21 protein-coding genes, 1 tRNA gene and 1 riboswitch are annotated in these 15,779 nt (G+C 65.6%); of the genes, 5 read left to right on the forward strand and 17 right to left on the reverse strand.

Going from position 1 to position 15,779, the window contains the following annotated elements:
- Positions 1-20: 20 nt before the first annotated feature.
- The 7 genes from AB1K63_RS04440 to AB1K63_RS04470 form a co-directional block, all read right to left on the reverse strand.
- Positions 21-821, reverse strand: coding sequence for a hypothetical protein (locus AB1K63_RS04440; protein ID WP_366958743.1), 801 nt, complete (start codon positions 819-821; stop codon positions 21-23).
- Between the two features lie 236 nt (positions 822-1,057).
- Positions 1,058-1,513 (reverse strand): hypothetical protein, encoded by a 456-nt coding sequence (locus tag AB1K63_RS04445; protein ID WP_366958745.1) that lies wholly within the window; start codon positions 1,511-1,513, stop codon positions 1,058-1,060.
- Between the two features lie 85 nt (positions 1,514-1,598).
- Positions 1,599-2,177 (reverse strand): TMEM165/GDT1 family protein, encoded by a 579-nt coding sequence (locus tag AB1K63_RS04450; protein WP_366958746.1) that lies wholly within the window; start codon positions 2,175-2,177, stop codon positions 1,599-1,601.
- A 24-nt stretch (positions 2,178-2,201) separates the two neighbouring features.
- A riboswitch (yybP-ykoY riboswitch) is annotated at positions 2,202-2,365 on the reverse strand.
- A gap of 115 nt (positions 2,366-2,480) precedes the next feature.
- Positions 2,481-2,801, reverse strand: a complete 321-nt coding sequence (locus AB1K63_RS04455) for a multidrug efflux SMR transporter (protein WP_366958747.1) — start codon at positions 2,799-2,801, stop codon at positions 2,481-2,483.
- A gap of 132 nt (positions 2,802-2,933) precedes the next feature.
- Positions 2,934-3,542 carry a GTP cyclohydrolase I FolE gene (folE, locus tag AB1K63_RS04460; RefSeq protein ID WP_366958748.1) on the reverse strand — a complete coding sequence of 203 codons (609 nt, stop codon included), beginning with the start codon at positions 3,540-3,542 and terminating at the stop codon, positions 2,934-2,936.
- On the reverse strand, positions 3,539-5,092 hold the full coding sequence (locus tag AB1K63_RS04465; protein WP_366958749.1) for a phospholipase D-like domain-containing protein: 1,554 nt from the start codon (positions 5,090-5,092) through the stop codon (positions 3,539-3,541). Before AB1K63_RS04465 ends, folE begins: the two co-directional genes overlap by 4 nt.
- A gap of 11 nt (positions 5,093-5,103) precedes the next feature.
- Positions 5,104-5,595, reverse strand: coding sequence for a hemerythrin domain-containing protein (locus AB1K63_RS04470; RefSeq protein WP_366958750.1), 492 nt, complete (start codon positions 5,593-5,595; stop codon positions 5,104-5,106).
- Between the two features lie 108 nt (positions 5,596-5,703).
- On the opposite strand from AB1K63_RS04470, the gene AB1K63_RS04475 reads away from it, so the two are divergent.
- Positions 5,704-6,105 (forward strand): metallopeptidase family protein, encoded by a 402-nt coding sequence (locus AB1K63_RS04475; protein ID WP_366958751.1) that lies wholly within the window; start codon positions 5,704-5,706, stop codon positions 6,103-6,105.
- A gap of 22 nt (positions 6,106-6,127) precedes the next feature.
- On the opposite strand, the gene AB1K63_RS04480 is transcribed toward AB1K63_RS04475, so the two are convergent.
- From AB1K63_RS04480 to AB1K63_RS04490, 3 genes are all read right to left on the reverse strand, one after another.
- A complete protein-coding gene (locus AB1K63_RS04480) occupies positions 6,128-6,427 on the reverse strand; it encodes a PilZ domain-containing protein (protein WP_366958752.1) in 300 nt (99 codons plus the stop codon).
- Positions 6,428-6,668: 241 nt separating this feature from the next.
- Positions 6,669-6,745, reverse strand: a tRNA-Arg gene (locus AB1K63_RS04485).
- 44 nt (positions 6,746-6,789) lie between these two features.
- Complete coding sequence (locus AB1K63_RS04490; protein ID WP_366960642.1) at positions 6,790-7,212, reverse strand: (deoxy)nucleoside triphosphate pyrophosphohydrolase; 423 nt, start codon at positions 7,210-7,212, stop codon at positions 6,790-6,792.
- Positions 7,213-7,296: 84 nt separating this feature from the next.
- Here AB1K63_RS04490 and AB1K63_RS04495 point away from each other — a divergent pair, with 84 nt between their 5' ends.
- Complete coding sequence (locus AB1K63_RS04495) at positions 7,297-7,497, forward strand: Flp family type IVb pilin (protein ID WP_366958753.1); 201 nt, start codon at positions 7,297-7,299, stop codon at positions 7,495-7,497.
- Positions 7,498-7,610: 113 nt separating this feature from the next.
- Positions 7,611-7,784, forward strand: a complete 174-nt coding sequence (locus tag AB1K63_RS04500; RefSeq protein ID WP_366958754.1) for a Flp family type IVb pilin — start codon at positions 7,611-7,613, stop codon at positions 7,782-7,784.
- Between the two features lie 59 nt (positions 7,785-7,843).
- On the opposite strand, the gene AB1K63_RS04505 is transcribed toward AB1K63_RS04500, so the two are convergent.
- From AB1K63_RS04505 to AB1K63_RS04525, 5 genes are all read right to left on the reverse strand, one after another.
- The gene (locus AB1K63_RS04505) at positions 7,844-9,316 is read right to left on the reverse strand and encodes a M48 family metalloprotease (protein WP_366958755.1); all 1,473 of its coding nucleotides are present in this window, start codon (positions 9,314-9,316) and stop codon (positions 7,844-7,846) included.
- A gap of 163 nt (positions 9,317-9,479) precedes the next feature.
- Positions 9,480-10,424 (reverse strand): acetyl-CoA carboxylase carboxyltransferase subunit alpha, encoded by a 945-nt coding sequence (locus AB1K63_RS04510; RefSeq protein ID WP_366958756.1) that lies wholly within the window; start codon positions 10,422-10,424, stop codon positions 9,480-9,482.
- Between the two features lie 9 nt (positions 10,425-10,433).
- Positions 10,434-11,321: a tyrosine recombinase gene (locus AB1K63_RS04515; RefSeq protein WP_366958757.1), complete on the reverse strand. Its 888-nt coding sequence runs from the start codon at positions 11,319-11,321 to the stop codon at positions 10,434-10,436.
- Between the two features lie 4 nt (positions 11,322-11,325).
- Positions 11,326-13,176: a hypothetical protein gene (locus tag AB1K63_RS04520; protein WP_366958758.1), complete on the reverse strand. Its 1,851-nt coding sequence runs from the start codon at positions 13,174-13,176 to the stop codon at positions 11,326-11,328.
- Positions 13,173-13,352, reverse strand: coding sequence for a hypothetical protein (locus tag AB1K63_RS04525; RefSeq protein ID WP_366958759.1), 180 nt, complete (start codon positions 13,350-13,352; stop codon positions 13,173-13,175). Before AB1K63_RS04525 ends, AB1K63_RS04520 begins: the two co-directional genes overlap by 4 nt.
- Before the next feature lie 26 nt (positions 13,353-13,378).
- On the opposite strand from AB1K63_RS04525, the gene AB1K63_RS04530 reads away from it, so the two are divergent.
- Positions 13,379-13,960, forward strand: a complete 582-nt coding sequence (locus AB1K63_RS04530) for a shikimate kinase (protein WP_366958760.1) — start codon at positions 13,379-13,381, stop codon at positions 13,958-13,960.
- Positions 13,951-15,072, forward strand: coding sequence for a 3-dehydroquinate synthase (gene aroB / locus AB1K63_RS04535; protein ID WP_366958761.1), 1,122 nt, complete (start codon positions 13,951-13,953; stop codon positions 15,070-15,072). Before AB1K63_RS04530 ends, aroB begins: the two co-directional genes overlap by 10 nt.
- A gap of 24 nt (positions 15,073-15,096) precedes the next feature.
- Here the strand turns inward: aroB and AB1K63_RS04540 are convergent, their stop codons facing one another.
- Together AB1K63_RS04540 and AB1K63_RS04545 are read right to left on the reverse strand one after the other, a co-directional pair.
- On the reverse strand, positions 15,097-15,471 hold the full coding sequence (locus tag AB1K63_RS04540) for a tRNA-binding protein (RefSeq protein WP_366958762.1): 375 nt from the start codon (positions 15,469-15,471) through the stop codon (positions 15,097-15,099).
- A 3-nt stretch (positions 15,472-15,474) separates the two neighbouring features.
- Complete coding sequence (locus AB1K63_RS04545; protein WP_366958763.1) at positions 15,475-15,738, reverse strand: hypothetical protein; 264 nt, start codon at positions 15,736-15,738, stop codon at positions 15,475-15,477.
- Positions 15,739-15,779 lie beyond the last annotated feature (41 nt).

A 15,779-nucleotide genomic window follows, 5' to 3' on the forward strand; every position in this document is an offset into this window, starting at 1 on the left:
TCTTACCGGGCCGCCCCCTTTCATACATTCCGCAAGGCTCCCGCTGGAAAGAAGGTCGCAATCCGATCATCCGGCGATAGCAGGATGTCGCATTCCTTCAGGATTCCACCGCCGATCACGTAAGGCTGCGAAGCCGTCTTATCGGCGTGCAAATGGCGGAAGCGAATATTACGCTCCAACGTCCCGATACGCACATGCGCGATGCGCCTGTGGAACCTTCGCAGGCCGAATTCGCCGAAGCCGTTGAATTCGATATCAAGCCCCTTCCTCGCAGAGCCGGACGGGACCGGGAGGGCTGCGGTGGCGGCCAAGGTCGACGTGCGACCGGTATCGAGGAAACAGGCTTGTTGCTCGCCGTCGATCTCCACCTTCAAGCTCAGCCCGGTGATGCGACTGCGGTATGCCGCATCGGCATGGACGGTATCGATTTCCACCGTGCCCAGTGCCTTCCCAGCGGGAGCCGTCCCACCGAACCTCACGCCCCAGGATCCGAGTGACAGCGAGCCGCGCGACAGCAGGAGGTCAAGACCAAGCAGGCAAGTTCGCCCTCGCATCGCCAAGAATCGGGCTTTCTCGAAGGAACTGCCCGCAACTTCCACCGGACCAAGCGCAACCACCGGCTCCTTGCGCGTGGCGAGGCGCGTCTGGACATTGGCGTTTTCGAGAATGGGTTGACCGGCGGCGATCCGACGCGGAACGACGGAAACCGACGCGCCGGAATCCACAAGCGCCAAGCTTTCGTAGTTCGCATAGCGGAACGGCACCCAGAGCCGATTTACCTTGTAGCGTGGCTCCAGCAAGTCTTCGCTCAATTCTTCCATTGAACGTCGACGCCGAGCGCATCGATGGTGTCGCCGCGCTTTGGCCGTCCGTGTTCGGTCAGGGATGGCATAGCGGCTGCCGTAGGACTCTTCACGCTTGAGCTCAACATCCCGGAGCCGGGCGATTTCCCGGTCGGCAGCGCGGAGCATATACTTGGTCAGATGTGACGCAACGCCACTCCTATGAGTGTTGACACACACCGGGGGCTTTCGCGTAATTTTCGGAGGAGCGGATCTCAATGGTCCGCCCCTTTTTTCTTCTGGACCGGCGCGATGCGCCTAACCGCCCGCAGAAGCGCGGAATTGTCGGCTTTTCGGCGGATACCGGTCATCGTGCCGCGATGGATGACGGGCTGCACCATGCCGGTTTCGGCGCGCTGCAGGACCGCGTCCAGTGTCACCTTCCGCCAGTCTGTCTTCGGACGCGTCTGCCTGCCCGATCCGGGCGCGGTGAGCACACAGTCCCAAGCGAAGGCGAAGCCTGCCGCTCCGTCCCTTTCGCGCAGCCGATAGGCGCTCGCCCGCGACAAGCCCACGGACCGCGCCGCACCGGCAACCGAGCCGGTCACGTAGAGCGCGGCGAGAAACGCGCACTGGCGCGGCACCGTCCACCCGTCGCGCCGCGACCGCAGCGGGACCGGGTGGAAGAAAGGCGGCTTTCGCCGCAGGCGGTGCGCGGGGGTCTTCGGCATCGGCGAGGATGGAGCAGGAATTGCCGATGTAGGACAGCGTTTTCGCCCCCCTCGCGTTGCCCTGCCCCGCATGCCCGGGATGCGCTCAGAAAAGGCGCAGCCCCGCCGCATCCGCCAGCACCCAGGCGCCGATCAGCAGGAACAGCAGGGCCGCCACGATCCGCACGAGCCGGAGCGACACCCGTTCGATGATCGCATGGCCCAGATACACCGCCGGTACGTTCGCCAGCATCATGCCCAGCGTCGTGCCCAGGGTCACCAGTGCCACGCTCTGGAATTGGGCGCCCAGCGCGATGGTCGCGATCTGCGTCTTGTCGCCGATCTCGACCAGGAAGAAGGCGATCGTCGTGGTCAGGAAGGCGCCAAAGCGCGAGGGCTTCGGCTCTTCGTCCTCGTCCAGCCTGTCCGGCACCAGCGTCCACAGCGCCATGGCGATGAAGCTGGCCCCGACGGCATAGCGGAACCACGGACCGGCCAGGACATCCGCAATGGACTGGCCGAGGAAGGCGGCGATGCCGTGATTGGCGAGCGTCGCCACGAAGATCCCGGCAACGATCGGGACCGGTTTGCGAAACCGGGTGGCCAGGACGATGGCGAGCAGCATCGTCTTGTCGCCTATTTCGGCGAGTGCCACCACCAGTGCGGAGGTAATCAGGGCTTCCATCGAAAAACTTCCGGGCCGGGCGACAAGACGACAACGACACCACGCCTTCCGCCCGGCCGGACGAAAGCAGGTGTCATTGGTCTTGCCCGGACGGTGACCGTCCCGCCTGCGCCATGGCCTCTCGGCCAAGTATGTTGACGCAGGGAACCGCGCTGGACGCGGCGGGCTACTCCCCAGATGACGGGCGCCCGGTATCAGGCGAACGTTGCGATGGCAACGGGGTGGTCAGTAGCCCATCAGTCCGACGCGTTCCCGGTATAATCGGGAACCCGCGCCTACCCGACGACCATCCTTCCCGCGCGACTATGCCGGCGTGGAAATCTTCATCAGGACCAAGCCGGATACGATGAGCACGGCTGCGCAGACCCTGGCGAACGTCAGGGCTTCCCCGAAATAGGCGATTCCGATGATGAAGGCACCAAGCGCCCCGATCCCGGTCCAGATCGTGTAGGCGGTACCAAGCGGCAGCAGCTTCATCGACCAGGCGAGCAGAGCGAAGCTCAGCATCATGGCGACCGCCATCGTCACTGTCGGCCAGAACCGCGTGAATCCGTCCGACTGCTTCATGGCAGTCGCCCAGACAATTTCGAACAATCCCGCGAGAAGAAGGGCAATCCACGCCATTACGGCCTCCTGCAAACGCCGGGCCGTCCCGGTCTTGAATTCCAGAGGCGGGAACGTGGTCTCCGCGCCTATTTTCTAGCCGGAACGGCGCGAGAATTCAAGATCGGCCGGTACTTTCGACGACCCGGTCTGTCAGTAGCCCATCAGGCTCATGACTTCCTTGCGGCTGCGCGGGTCGTCGCGGAACGCGCCCATCATGCGGCTGGTGACCATGCCGACGCCGGGCGTCCTGACGCCGCGCGCGGTCATGCAGGCGTGGCTCGCCTCGATCACCACCGCGACGCCTTCCGGGCGCAAATTGTCCCAGATGCATTGCGCGACTTCGGCGGTCAGCCGTTCCTGCACCTGGAGCCGGCGGGCGAAGCCGTGGAGGACGCGCGCCAGTTTCGAGATGCCGACCACGAAATCGGTCGGGAGGTAGGCGATGTGCGCCTTGCCGATGATGGGCGCCATGTGGTGTTCGCAATGGCTCTGGAAGGGAATGTCCTTCAGCAGCACGATTTCGTCGTAGCCGCCTACTTCCTCGAACACGCGGGACAGATGCACGGCCGGGTCTTCCTCATAGCCCTGGCAGTATTCCTTCCACGCGCGTGCGACGCGCGACGGCGTGTCCAGCAGCCCTTCGCGCGTCGGATCGTCGCCCGCCCATTCGATCAGGGTGCGCACGGCATCCTGCACGTGTTCGGGCACGGGCGGCTTGCCGCGGGAGACGTCTTCGTCGGGTCCGACCAGGCTGCTCACTTCTTGATCCTCCGGAACTTGTCGCGGGCACGCCGCAGGATGCTGCCCTTGCGGAAAAGCCCGCGCTTGGCAAACGGCTCGAACATCTCCTCCGGAGACTCCGGATCGAGCAGTTCGGTTTCGGACAAGGTCTGTTCGATTTCGTTCAGTTCCGGGATTTCGAACGGGCGCAATTGCCGGCTGTTGCTCTGGCCGAGGCGCGAGATGGTCTCGCACATCGAATCGGTCTCCTCCAGCAGGCGGCCGACCTCCTCCGGCTCCACGCCGCAATGTTCGGCGAGCAGCGAACAGCGCAGGTCGCGGATGGTCTTTTCGAAGCCGCGACCGCGATTGTGCAGCCGGTCGCAATCGACGAACATGTCGCATTCGCTGTCGAGGCCCATCGACCTATTGTTCAGATTGGCCGATCCGATGCGCAGGATCCGGTCGTCCACGATCATCAGCTTTGCGTGGATGTAGATCCAGGTGTCCCCGGTCCACGCGACATAGAGCGAGAATCGGTTCTTATGGTCGATCTCGCGCAGGGAACGCGCCAGGTCCGACCGCGCATAATCCATCGCCTGCTGTTCCAGCCAGCCTTCGGCATGCTTGGCGTGGACAATGACGATTTCGGGCGGGTCGGGCTCCTGCAGCCGTTTCGCGATCGCTTCAGCGATTCGGCGAGAGGTGAAATACTGGTTCTCGATATAGATGTACCGCTTGGCCGACGCGATCTGCGCCAGCATCAGAGTCTGCACCTCCTGGATACGCGACAGACCGCCATATTCGGCGCGCGTGCGCGAGATGCCGACCTCGACATCGGTCATGTCCACGGCAAGGGAATCGGGCCACAGGCTGTGATCGGGCGGCCGCAGGTCTTCCAGTTCCGGCGCCCCGGCCGCTTTCCAGCGAGACCGGGCGAGATCGCCCAACGCATCGGCCACCTCGCCCTCCATCATCATGGTGATATCGTGCCAGGGACGGTAGCTGCGCCCGCTGGGCCGCTTGCGCCGGCGGTCCTTTTCGAGATGCGCGCGCGTGTCCCACCGGTCCACCGTCAGGTCGATGCCGCCGCACACCGCCAGCTTTTCGTCGAAGACGCCCAGCTTCTGGTGATGGGTGCAGCCCACCGGGTGGCGCGTGTCGAACTTGAAGGTGATCCGGTCCTTGCGCCACATGCGCGCGACATCCATCGCCATGCTGCCGCGCAAGGCGAACTGGAAGACGGACAGGCCCCATTTGAGGAGGTTGATGTCCAGGTCGCTGCGATTGTTGGACAGCCAGAGCAGGAAGCTGCCGAGGCGCGAGGGGTATTCGCGCCGCTTGAACGGCCGCTGGTACCATCGCCTCCCCTGCGTCAGGTGGATGCGGGTGTCGAAATCCCACCCGACCAGCATGATCCGGCGCCGCGCGTTCAACATCGCCTGCTGGACGAGCTCGAAATAGCTCTCCGCGTCCACGATGACGGACAGCTTGTCCGCCCGTACGTAACGCCAGACGCCCGGCTCCACAGAGCCGTCGAACGGCTCGTCGCCCTTGCTCTCGTCCAGTTGCTGTCCCCCCTCGGCCATGACCGCTGCGATTATTCCTTCGCTTCGGACTTCTTTTTGGGCGTCACTTCCGCGTCAGCCTTCTCTTCCTTCTTCCGGCGGTCGAAAACCTCGCGCATGTGCTCGACATCGTCCTTGTTCAGATGTTCGGCGAAATCGGGGAAGTGGTCTTCCTCTTCCTCGTTGATGTGGTGGCGATAGTCGTGGTCGAGCTGCTTGAACTTCTGCATCCACGCGCTCGACGACATGTCCGTCGCAGCAAGATCGTTCAGCGCCTCGTTCAGTTCATGGTGTTCGGCCACGGAATGGCGAGTCTCGTCCGTGGTCGGCGGCTTGCGCAGCATGGTGGAATAGAGCGCCTGCTCTTCCGCGGCGGCGTGGCTTTTCACTTCGCGCGTGAACTGCTCGAGCAGGTCCTTGCGCTCCTCGCTCTCGCCATGCGTTTCGGCCAGCTTGTCCAGCAGCGCGCGGTGATCGTCGTGGTCCTGCTTCAGGCGTTCGAAAATGTCGGTGGAATCGGCCATGGTTCGCTCCTCGGTCGCGCGTGGTGTCATTTCACAGGGTCAACATAAGGCAACCCGTCCGGTTCCGGCGGTACTGGTCCGGGGGCCGCGCATCGCTATATCCGGGCGATGGAAAGCGAACCCCAGGCAGAGCCGAGCACGCAGACCTTCGAGAGGATCGCTCGCGAGGCGCTGGCCTCGATACCCGAGCCGATGGCGCAGCACCTGACGGACGTGGTCCTGAAGGTGGAAGATTTCGCGACCGGGGAGCAGCTCAACTCGGTCGGCCTCTACGACAAATGGCAACTGACCGGCCTATACGAAGGGCGGCCCGTCAGCGAGCAGTCGATCTGGGACCCGTCCGACCTGCCGCCGGTCATCTCGCTGTTCCGCCGGCCCCTGCTGCGCGAATGGGAGCAGACCGGCGTGGAGCTCGACGCGCTGATTCGCCACGTGGTGATCCACGAGGCGGGCCATCATTTCGGCTTTTCGGACGACGACATGCACGCGCTGGAGGACAGCGCCGACTAGGATTGCGACTTGGGCTCGCGACCTAGGCTTGGGACGCGGCGATCTGGTCCCTGATGTGTTCGAAGACGGGACCGTAGAGCGGCTGGTCGAACTCGACCCCGACCTTGCCTTCGTTGCGCCAGCGAACCGTGGCGAGCAGCGGACCGATCGGGCCGATGCGAAGGCTGATTTCCGTACCTTCGGGAAGACGACCGAACCGGTCGAAGAAGCGGCAGCCCTCTTCGGTGAGGTCGAGGATCTCGACGTCGCGTGCGGCTCCGGTGCCGCGCCGGTAACGGCCGGTGACGGAGATTTCGGTACGTTCTGTTCTGCGGGTTCCCATGTTCGGAACAAACCATAATTGAGAGGACGGGGGAAGCCGGCTCATAGCGTGCCTGCGATATGCAGGGGTTAATTGCCGTGCTGAATCGCGCGTTACCGGAGACGGTTTTGCGTGCCTCGGCAAAAGAATTCGCCACCGCCCTCGCCATCGTTTCGCGATGGTCGGCAAGGCGCGAATCCGGCGCGCGACCTTCCCCGGAAACCAAAAAAGCCCACCCCTGTCGCCAGGGATGGGCTTTTTATGGCGCGCCCGGAAGGATTCGAACCTCCGACCGCCTGGTTCGTAGCCAGGTACTCTATCCAGCTGAGCTACGGGCGCGTTGAGCGGGCCAATTAGGAGGGCTGGACGACTATGGCAAGCCTTCAGATGCCGAATTCTCGGCGCAGCTGCGACAGGAGCTTCACGTCGAGCGGCGGCATGGGCAATTCCTCTATCTCCGCCGGCCCGAACCAGTCCACCCGTCCCCCTTCCAGCGAGCGAGGCGTGCCTTCCCACCGGCGGGCGCTGTAAAGGAGTATGACAATCGGCACGCGCCCCGGTTGCCCGGCGTGATCGGCCATCCCCACCGGTTCCAGATCATCTGGTCGGATCGCGATATCCAGCTCCTCAAGCACTTCCCGAATAAGAGCTTCCCGTGGTTTTTCAGTGACTTCCACCTTGCCGCCGGGAAATTCCCACAGGCCTGCATGCGCCTTTCCGGGCGGCCTGCACTGCATGAGCCACCGCCCGTCACCGTTCCTGAGGGCGAGCGCGACCACCGGGATCCATGTCGGATTATTTTCCATCTCGATGCGCTCTTTCAACCTTTTCTTAATCGGTCGGCGCGAAATGGGGGGCAGATCAGCAACGGTCGGATGGGGAAAAACATAATGAGCAATCCGCTTACCCTGAGAAGGTTCTTGCGCGACGAAAGTGGCGCAACGGCCGTCGAATACGGGCTGATCGTGTCCTTGATCGTCATCGCGATGGTCGGTGCTCTCGAATCCGTAGCGAACGAGAATACCGGTCTGTGGGGCCGCGTGTCGAGCACGGTAGTGGATGTGATCGGCCACTCCGGTGACGAAGCCTAGGCCGTTCGCGCTTAGGAAATTGTCAAGGGTTCCGATCTAAATACGCAAACGCTCTTTCCGCTGATTTGACCTTGGAAAGGGTCGGGTACCGAAGACCAAACCAGGAGACTACAATGACCTTCTTCAACAAGCTTGCCCGCGACGAGCAGGGCGCCACCGCCATCGAATACGGCCTGATCGCCGCTCTGATCGCCGTCGCCGCCATCACCGCCATGCAGGGCCTGGGCAACCAGCTTTCCGGCACCTTCGGCGAAGTGTCGACCAAGATGGCGAACGAAGGCGAATAAGCCTCGCTATCAAGCCAAAAAGAAGGGCGGCGGGAGAAATCCCGCCGCCTTTTTTGTGCCTAGCGCGCGCGTACCACGACCTTGACCCGCTGCCCGACCTGCAGCGCGTCGCTCGAGCCCAGGCCGTTCAGGACCCTGAACCGGGCGACCTGGTTATCCGCATAGGCCATCTGACGTGCCACCGATGCCACGGTGTCGCCGCTGCGCACGGTATAGATGTCGATCCGGCGCGGGACGATCGCCTGCGCTTCGGCGGCACTGATCCGCCGCATCGAATTGAACATCGGGGTAAACACGTCCGCCCTGCCCGCCTGCGTTATCGCGGCGAAGTGATAGGCCTGACTGTTCGAGAATTCGTAGGCGAAGACGACCACGTCGACCTGGCTGCTGCCATTGTTCACCCGGGCCGTTCCGTAGGCGGCGGGAATGCCGTTGACCGTGGTGCGCTGGATGCTCTGCGGGGCGAGGCGCTGCTGCTGCCCGCCCAGTTCGGTGAAGACCCCACGGATGTAGCTGTCGATATTGCCGTTATAGGGCCGCAGCGCCAGTTGCGCCTTGCCGCTCTGGCCGTTGATGGAAACAGCGCTGGTGCCGTTCACCATGTAGAAGCCCTGCGGCGCGGTGAAGGCGAGGCGCAGGTCGGGATGGAGGAACTGCCGCCCCTCGATGACCCCCTGCGCCGGATCGTCGCCGTACAGCAGGCCGTCGATGCTGGTCATGAAGGTATCGCGATTGGTCACGCCCGTCGCCGTGCCGGCCAGCGCCAGCGCCTCGCGCACGCGCGATGCGGGGTCCGGGTGGGTCGACGCCCATTCGGGAATCGTCGCATTGTCGCGGCCCTGCAGCTGCGCATCGAGCTGCGTCTGCGCGGCGAGGCTGGCGAGCACCGTACCCATGGCCTTGGGATCGTAACCCGCGCGCGTCAGGTACTGCACGCCGAGCGCATCGGCCTCGCTTTCCTGGCTGCGCGAATAGCTGAGCGTCAGCAGCTGCGAACCTTGCAGGAAGCCGCGCGACAGCGTGTTGCCCAGACCGCTGTCGCCCAGCACCACGCCCGAAAGGATGGCACCGAGGGCGCCGAAAATCTGGTTCTGCTGCGCATTGGCCTGCCGCCGCTGGGCGTGGCGCGCTGCGACGTGCCCGACCTCGTGCCCCATCACAGCGGCCAGTTCCGCCTCGTTGTTCATCAGGCCGACCAGCTGGCGCGTCGTGTAGACGTAGCCGCCCGGAATGGCGAAGGCGTTGTTGACCGGGCTGTTGAGCACGGAAACAGTGAAATCGGACCGCGCGTTCGCGAGGCCCGACTGGACAGCGATGTTCTGTCCCACGCTCTGGATATAGCTGGAGCCGGGGCCCTGATAGGTGCCGCCGAATTCGGACAGCAGCTGCGGATGGTATTCCGCCCCCTGCGCCGCTTCCTGCTGGGTGATCGGGGTGTTGGCACTGGGAATGTTGCCCACGCCCATGCAGCCCGAAAGGGCCAGTGGCAGAGTGGCGGCGGCGGCCAGGATGGCGGATCGGATGCGCGGCATGGAAGTCTCCCCTAGACGGATTCGAATACGGGCGACCCACCACCGCCCGACAGGGCAGGCGAATTGTTTCCGCCCGCCGATGATGGTCTGACAACCGCGCTTTTTGTGGAATGTTCCCCGTAAGGGGAGCTTCGCCCGTGGCGGACTTTCGAAGCGAGCCGCCTCAGCCCGCCATCTGGAGGAAACGGTCTTCGCGCATCTTGCGGATCGTATCGGCATCCTTCGCCCTGAGCGCGTCGATCTCCTCGACCAGCGCCGCTTTAAGCGATGCGATCGCGGCCGGCTTGTCCCGGTGTGCGCCGCCCATCGGTTCGGGCACGATCCGGTCGATCACACCGAGGCGCTTCAGGTCCTGCGCCGTGACTTTCATCGCCGCCGCGGCGTCCGACGCATTATCGGCCGTGCGCCACAGGATCGAGGCGCAGCCTTCGGGCGAAATGACCGAATAGACGGCATGTTCGAACATCAGCACGCGTTCGGCGCTGGCGAGTGCGACCGCGCCGCCCGATCCGCCTTCGCCCACGATCGCCGCCACCATGGGCACCGGCAGGCCCAGGCAGGCCTCCGTCGCGCGGGCGATCGCTTCGGCCTGACCGCGTTCCTCCGCTTCGATACCCGGAAACGCGCCCGAGGTATCGACCAGCGTGACGACCGGCAGGCCGAACCGGCCGGCCAGTTCCATCAGGCGGATCGCCTTGCGGTAGCCTTCCGGCTTGCCCATGCCGAAATTGTGCCGGATGCGGCTTTGCGTGTCGTTGCCCTTCTCGTGACCGATCGCCATGACCCGGCGGCCATCCAGCATCGCGAAACCGCCGATGATCGCCTGGTCGTCGGCAAAGGCACGGTCCCCGCCCAGCGGCAGGAACTCGTCGAACATGTGTTCCACGAAGTCCGCGAAATGCGGCCGTTCGGGATGGCGGGCGACCTGCGTCTTCTGCCACGGCGTCAGCGACCCGTAGAGCGAGGCAAGCATGTCCGCGCTCTTGGCTTCGAGCCGTTCGAGCTCGTCCGAAATATCGACTTCGTCGTCACCCGCGGCATCGCGCAGTTCGGCGATGCGGGTTTCGAGCTGCGCGACGGGTTTCTCGAATTCGAGGAATGATCTCATCGCGTCCAGCTAGTCGGACGCGGCGCGCGCGGCAAGAGGATGGCGTTCATTGACCAGCCTGACGAGCCGCGCGCTGTCGACATGGGTGTAGATCTGCGTGGTCGCGATATCGGCATGGCCGAGGAGCGCCTGCAGCACGCGAAGGTCCGCCCCGCCCTCCAGCAAATGGGTCGCGAACGCATGGCGCAGGACATGCGGGCTGACCTTTTCCGGCGCAATCCCCGCTTTCGCGGCAAGGCCTTTCACGATCTGGTAGAGGCGGATGCGGGTCAGGTGGCTGCTGCGCGAGGGAAAGACGAACGACGATCGCTCGCCATCGCGGACCGCCATCCAGCGCGACAGTGCCTGCGACGCCTTGGTCCCGACGGGCACCATGCGCGCCTGCCCGCCCTTCCCCGTGACGGTCAGGAAAGGCGCGTCGCGCGGGACCGCCGAAACGGGGAGCGAAACCAGTTCGGTGGCGCGCAGGCCGGAGCCGTAAAGCATTTCGATCAGCGCCAGCGTACGCACCGCCAGCGGCCTGTCGCCCTGCGCATCCTCCTGCGCGCAGGCGAACAGCGCCTCCACTTCGGAATGGTCGAGGACCTTGGGCAGGTTGCGGCGGCGCGACGTGCTCGGCAGCGCTTCCGATGGATCGTCGTCGCGATAGCCCTCGTCCACCGCGAAGCCGAAGAATTGCCGCAGGGCCGACGCCTTGCGCGCGACGCTTGCCGGGGCGAGGTCGCGCCAGGCTTCGCCCAACGTCGATATCCGGTCCCGGTCCGCCGTCGCCAGGTCGCCGATCGCGTCCGCGGCCCCGTCCAGGTCGCGCCGGTAGGCGGCGATGGTGTTGGCCGCGGCGCCCCGCTCGACCGCGAGCATGGAGAGGAATTCCTCGACCGGGTCGACGGGCGTCATCGTGTCAGCCCCGCGCCACGGCCTCCGCCGCGATCATCCGCGCCTCGGCGGACAGACCAACCCGGTTGAGCGCGGAAACGATGTGGTAGAGGTGACGCGGCGTCATTTCCGACCAGTCGCCCCCCTGCATGCCGAGCGCCGCAAGGTAGGCGACGAGCGCCGGATTGTTGACCTCTGCGGAACGGGAAATCAGCTGGCTCCAGCGTGTTTCGCGGCCCAGCCCCGCGCCCAGATCTTCCGACAGGGAATTGGCCAGTCCCTGATCGATGCGCCCGAGGCCGGCGAGACCGGCAAGCAGGAACTTCGACTTGCGCGCGCCTTCGCTCTGGTCCGCGTCACGGAAAGTGGAGAACTGCGACGACGTCACCGGATTTTCGCGCACCGGCTGCGCGAACACGAGCTGGCCCCAGGCGAGCGAACCCTGCGGTACGAAATCGGCCCAGCGCATGGCGTCGCGCTCCAGCCCTGCCGTCAGCATTGAGGCGATGAGATCCGGCGCGGCTTCGAGCAGTTCCTCGCTCGGCTCGACGCGGGCCGCGGCGTAGGCGGTCAGCACCATCCGGCCGTAATCGCGATCGGTCCCGTCCCAGACCTCGCGAATGGCCTCGACCCGGGCAGCCGAACTGTCGGCGGTGTAGGCATCGCGCAATCGCGAGGCGGTCCTGCGCAGCGCGCCGTCGCCGCCTTCTTCGGCATAGATACGGCTGTAGAGGTCCACCATGGCATCGGCGGAGAGGATGCCTTCGCGCGCGGCGCGATCGGCGGCCCCGGCCCGGCGGTCCAGATCGAGCAGCGCGTTGGTGGCAGCGACCCGCTCGAAATAGGGATCGTCGCTCGATCGCAGGTCTTCGGGCACGTCAACCCCGACCGCGCTCGCCAGTGCGAAGCGCAGCGGCGTGATCTCTTCCACGCCGTCCCATTCGATCTGCGCGGTCCGGCGCGACTGTCCGGCAGCGCCGGCGAAGCGTTGCGCCAGCAGCACGTCGATGTCGGCAATCTCGTCGCCACGAAGCGCGCGATCCAGATTGGCGAAGGCGCGCGAGCCCTGCCCCGAATAGGCCTGGCAGATGGCGCGCAGCAGCGTGCCCTGTTCGCCGTCGCGTGCGCTGCCCTGCAGCTCGAGCGCGGGGCAGATACCGGTGATGTCGGCTGTCGCGATATAGGCCTGCGCCGCCGCATTGGTCAGGCCCGCATTCCAGTTCGCTGTATCGACGTCCTGCGCCAGCGCGCGGGCGACGCCGAACTCGCCGATGCGGTTCAGCGCCTGCACCCGCAGCGCGGCGAATTCGGCCGGATCCATACCCTCGGGTGCGGCCATGCGACTGGCATAGGCGCGCCGGGCGAGGATATGCCCCCAGCGCGACACGAGCGGCTCGTCCACGCCGGACAGGGCCGCACGCACGATTGAGGCCGGTTGCCGCACGAGCGATCCAGGTGGCAGGCCGCCCTCCGTCGTCGCGATGACCCCCGCCCGGGCGAGCGAGCGGCGCGCGGCAGGCGGAATATCGTATTGCGGCCGGATGCCGAGCAGCTCGTCCAGTTCCTCGTCGCTCAGCCGGTTCAGCCGCTCCAGCGCGGGCAGGCTTCCCGAACCGCCCGCCGAAGGTGCAGGCGCCGACGGTGCCGGCGTGGACGGTGCCGGAGCGGAAGACGGTCCCGATGGCGAAGGCGCCTGCGTCGTCGAAGGCGCCGGGCTGGCCGGCGGCGTGGTCGCCGTCGGACGCGGGGTGGGTGTCGGCGACGGGCGCGGCGAGCTGTAGACGTCGGGCAGCAGCGATTCCGGGTTCTCCCCGGCAACCACCAGCGAAGAGGTAAGCGCGATCGCGCCCGCGGATACCAGCAGCGCGCGTATCATCGGGCGTCTCCCGGCAGATCGATCGGCTGTTCGATCGTATGCAGCGGTTCCTCCCCGCCATCGATCCAGGCGACGACGAGCAGGACGACGATTGCGGCCGCGGCGACGAGCCCCCAGCGTCGGGCGGAAATCTGCACGGTGGGATTTTTCCTCAAAGCAAGCACGTTGCGCGGCATGTAGCCGATCTATAGGCAAAGCGGCAATGGATGTTGCGCCCCAGCCCACCGCCACTGCCCTTTCCAGGGGAGAGATCGCGGCGATCGCCCGGCGGATCGACCGGCCGATCGTGCTCGTCGGCCTGATGGGCGCGGGCAAGTCCACCGTGGGTCGCAAGCTTGCCCGGCTGCTCTCGTTCGATTTCGTCGACGCGGACGAGGAGATCGAGGATGCAGCGCAGCTGAGCATTTCGGAAATCTTCGCCCAGTTCGGGGAAGACTATTTCCGCGACGGGGAGCGGCGCGTAATCGCACGGCTGCTGGACGAAGATGCAGGCGTGATCGCCACGGGCGGCGGCGCCTTCGTCAACGACGAGACGCGCGCGCTCGTACTGGAACGGGCCATCTGCGTATGGATCGACTGCGATCTCGATACGCTGGTGGAGCGCACGGCGCGCAAGAAGACCCGGCCGCTGCTGCGCCAGGGCGACCCGCGCGAGACGCTGGCCCGCCTCCAGCAGGAGCGCGAGCCGTTCTACAGCCAGGCGCAGATCAGGGTGGCGAGCCAGCACGCGCCGCACGAGGCGACCGCGCTGGCCATCATCGAAAGGATCGACAGGTGGCTGTGATCGACGTCGACCTCGCCGGCCGCGCCTATAAGGTGCAGGTCGGCGGCGGCCTTCTCGCCAATATGGCGCAGGAAGCCGCGCCTTTCCTCGAAAGCTACGGCAGCCGGCGCCCGGTCCCGATCGTCGCCGATGCGAATGCGCGCCGCCATTGGGGCGGGACGGTCGAGGATGCGCTCTCCTCCGCCGGACATCGGACGGACTGGTACGATGTGCCTGCGGGCGAAGCATCCAAGTCCTGGGCCCGGCTCGAGGACCTGACCGACTGGTTGCTCGCCCTCGGCATCACGCGCAGCGATCATGTCTTCGCCCTCGGCGGCGGAGTCGTCGGCGATCTCGTCGGCTTCGCCTGTGCGATCCTGAAACGCGGCTGCGGCTTCGTGCAGCTTCCGACCACGCTCCTCGCGCAAGTGGACAGTTCGGTCGGCGGGAAGACCGCCATCAACACCGCCACTGGCAAGAATCTCGTCGGGGCATTCCACCAGCCATCGCTGGTCCTCGCCGATACCGACACGCTGGCGACCCTGCCGGAGCGCGAGCTGCGGTCGGGCTATGCCGAAGTGCTGAAATACGGTGTCCTTGGCAATATCGAATTCTTCGACTGGCTTTCGGAAAACCGCGCTGCGGTGCTCTCGCTCGAGCAGGACGCTCTCATCCACGCGGTCGCGCACAGCGTGGCGGCCAAGGCGCGGATCGTGGCGGCGGACGAACGGGAGACTCAGGACCTGCGCGCGCTGCTCAATCTCGGACATACGTTCGGGCACGCGCTGGAAGCGCAGACGGGCTTTTCCGACCGGCTGCTGCATGGCGAGAGCGTCGCACTCGGCATGGTGCTGGCCGCCCGCTATTCGGCGCGGCGCGGCGATCTTTCGCTGGAGGATGCGGAGCGGGTGGACGAGCAGGTGGCGCTGGCCGGCCTGCCCGCCTCCCTCGCCGCGCTGGATCTCGATTGCGACGGGTCCGCGCTAGTCGATCACATGCGGCACGACAAGAAGATGGAAGGCAGCACCCTGCCCTTCATCCTGCTGCGCGACATCGGCGATGCCTACCTGGCGCGCGACGTTGCGCTGGACGATGTGGCGGCGTTCCTGGACGAGCAGCTGCGCAGCCACTGACGCGGGCGCGCATCCGCGCGGGACCTAGAACAGGCGCGATCCGTTCGGCACCGGCTTGTCAGGCGCGAAGAGCACCACTTCCCCGTCCTCGTCCGCGAAGCCCAGCGTCAGGACCTCGCTCATCGCCGGACCGATCTGGCGCGGCGGGAAGTTGACGACGGCGGCCACCTGCCGCCCGACCAGATCGGCCAGCGCGTAGTTCGCGACGATCTGCGCGCAGCTCTTTCGTTCACCGATGCCGGGTCCGAAATCGATCCGCAGCCTTGCCGAAGGCTTGCGCGCTTCGGGAAAGGGTTCGGCCGCGATCACCGTGCCGACGCGGATGTCGGCTTTCAGGAAATCGTCGAAGGATATTTCCGCCGCGGGTCCGGCGGCAGGATCGTGATGGAGGTGCGCCAAGCCTTACTCGACGACTTTCAGGCCGGCCTTGCCCAGTTCGGTAACGCGCGGGTGATCCTCGCCCTCGTCCTGCATGGCGTCGTATTCGCGGAAGATTTCCTCGATCTCGGTCCGGCGCGCCATGATCGTCAGCGCGATTCCTTCCGCCAGGCTTTCCCCGTCGCCACCATGGCCGAACACGGCGGCGAGATCGCTGATCGTCGCCTCCTTCGCGGTGCGGAAATACCGCCCGCGTCTGTCGAAATATCCAAAGCCCCTGCGCGCCACGAAGAATTCCCGAGTCGTCCCTTGTGCAAGCCACTATAGTG

The organism is Qipengyuania sp. JC766 (assembly GCF_040717445.1).
Classification (GTDB): Bacteria; Pseudomonadota; Alphaproteobacteria; order Sphingomonadales; family Sphingomonadaceae; genus JC766.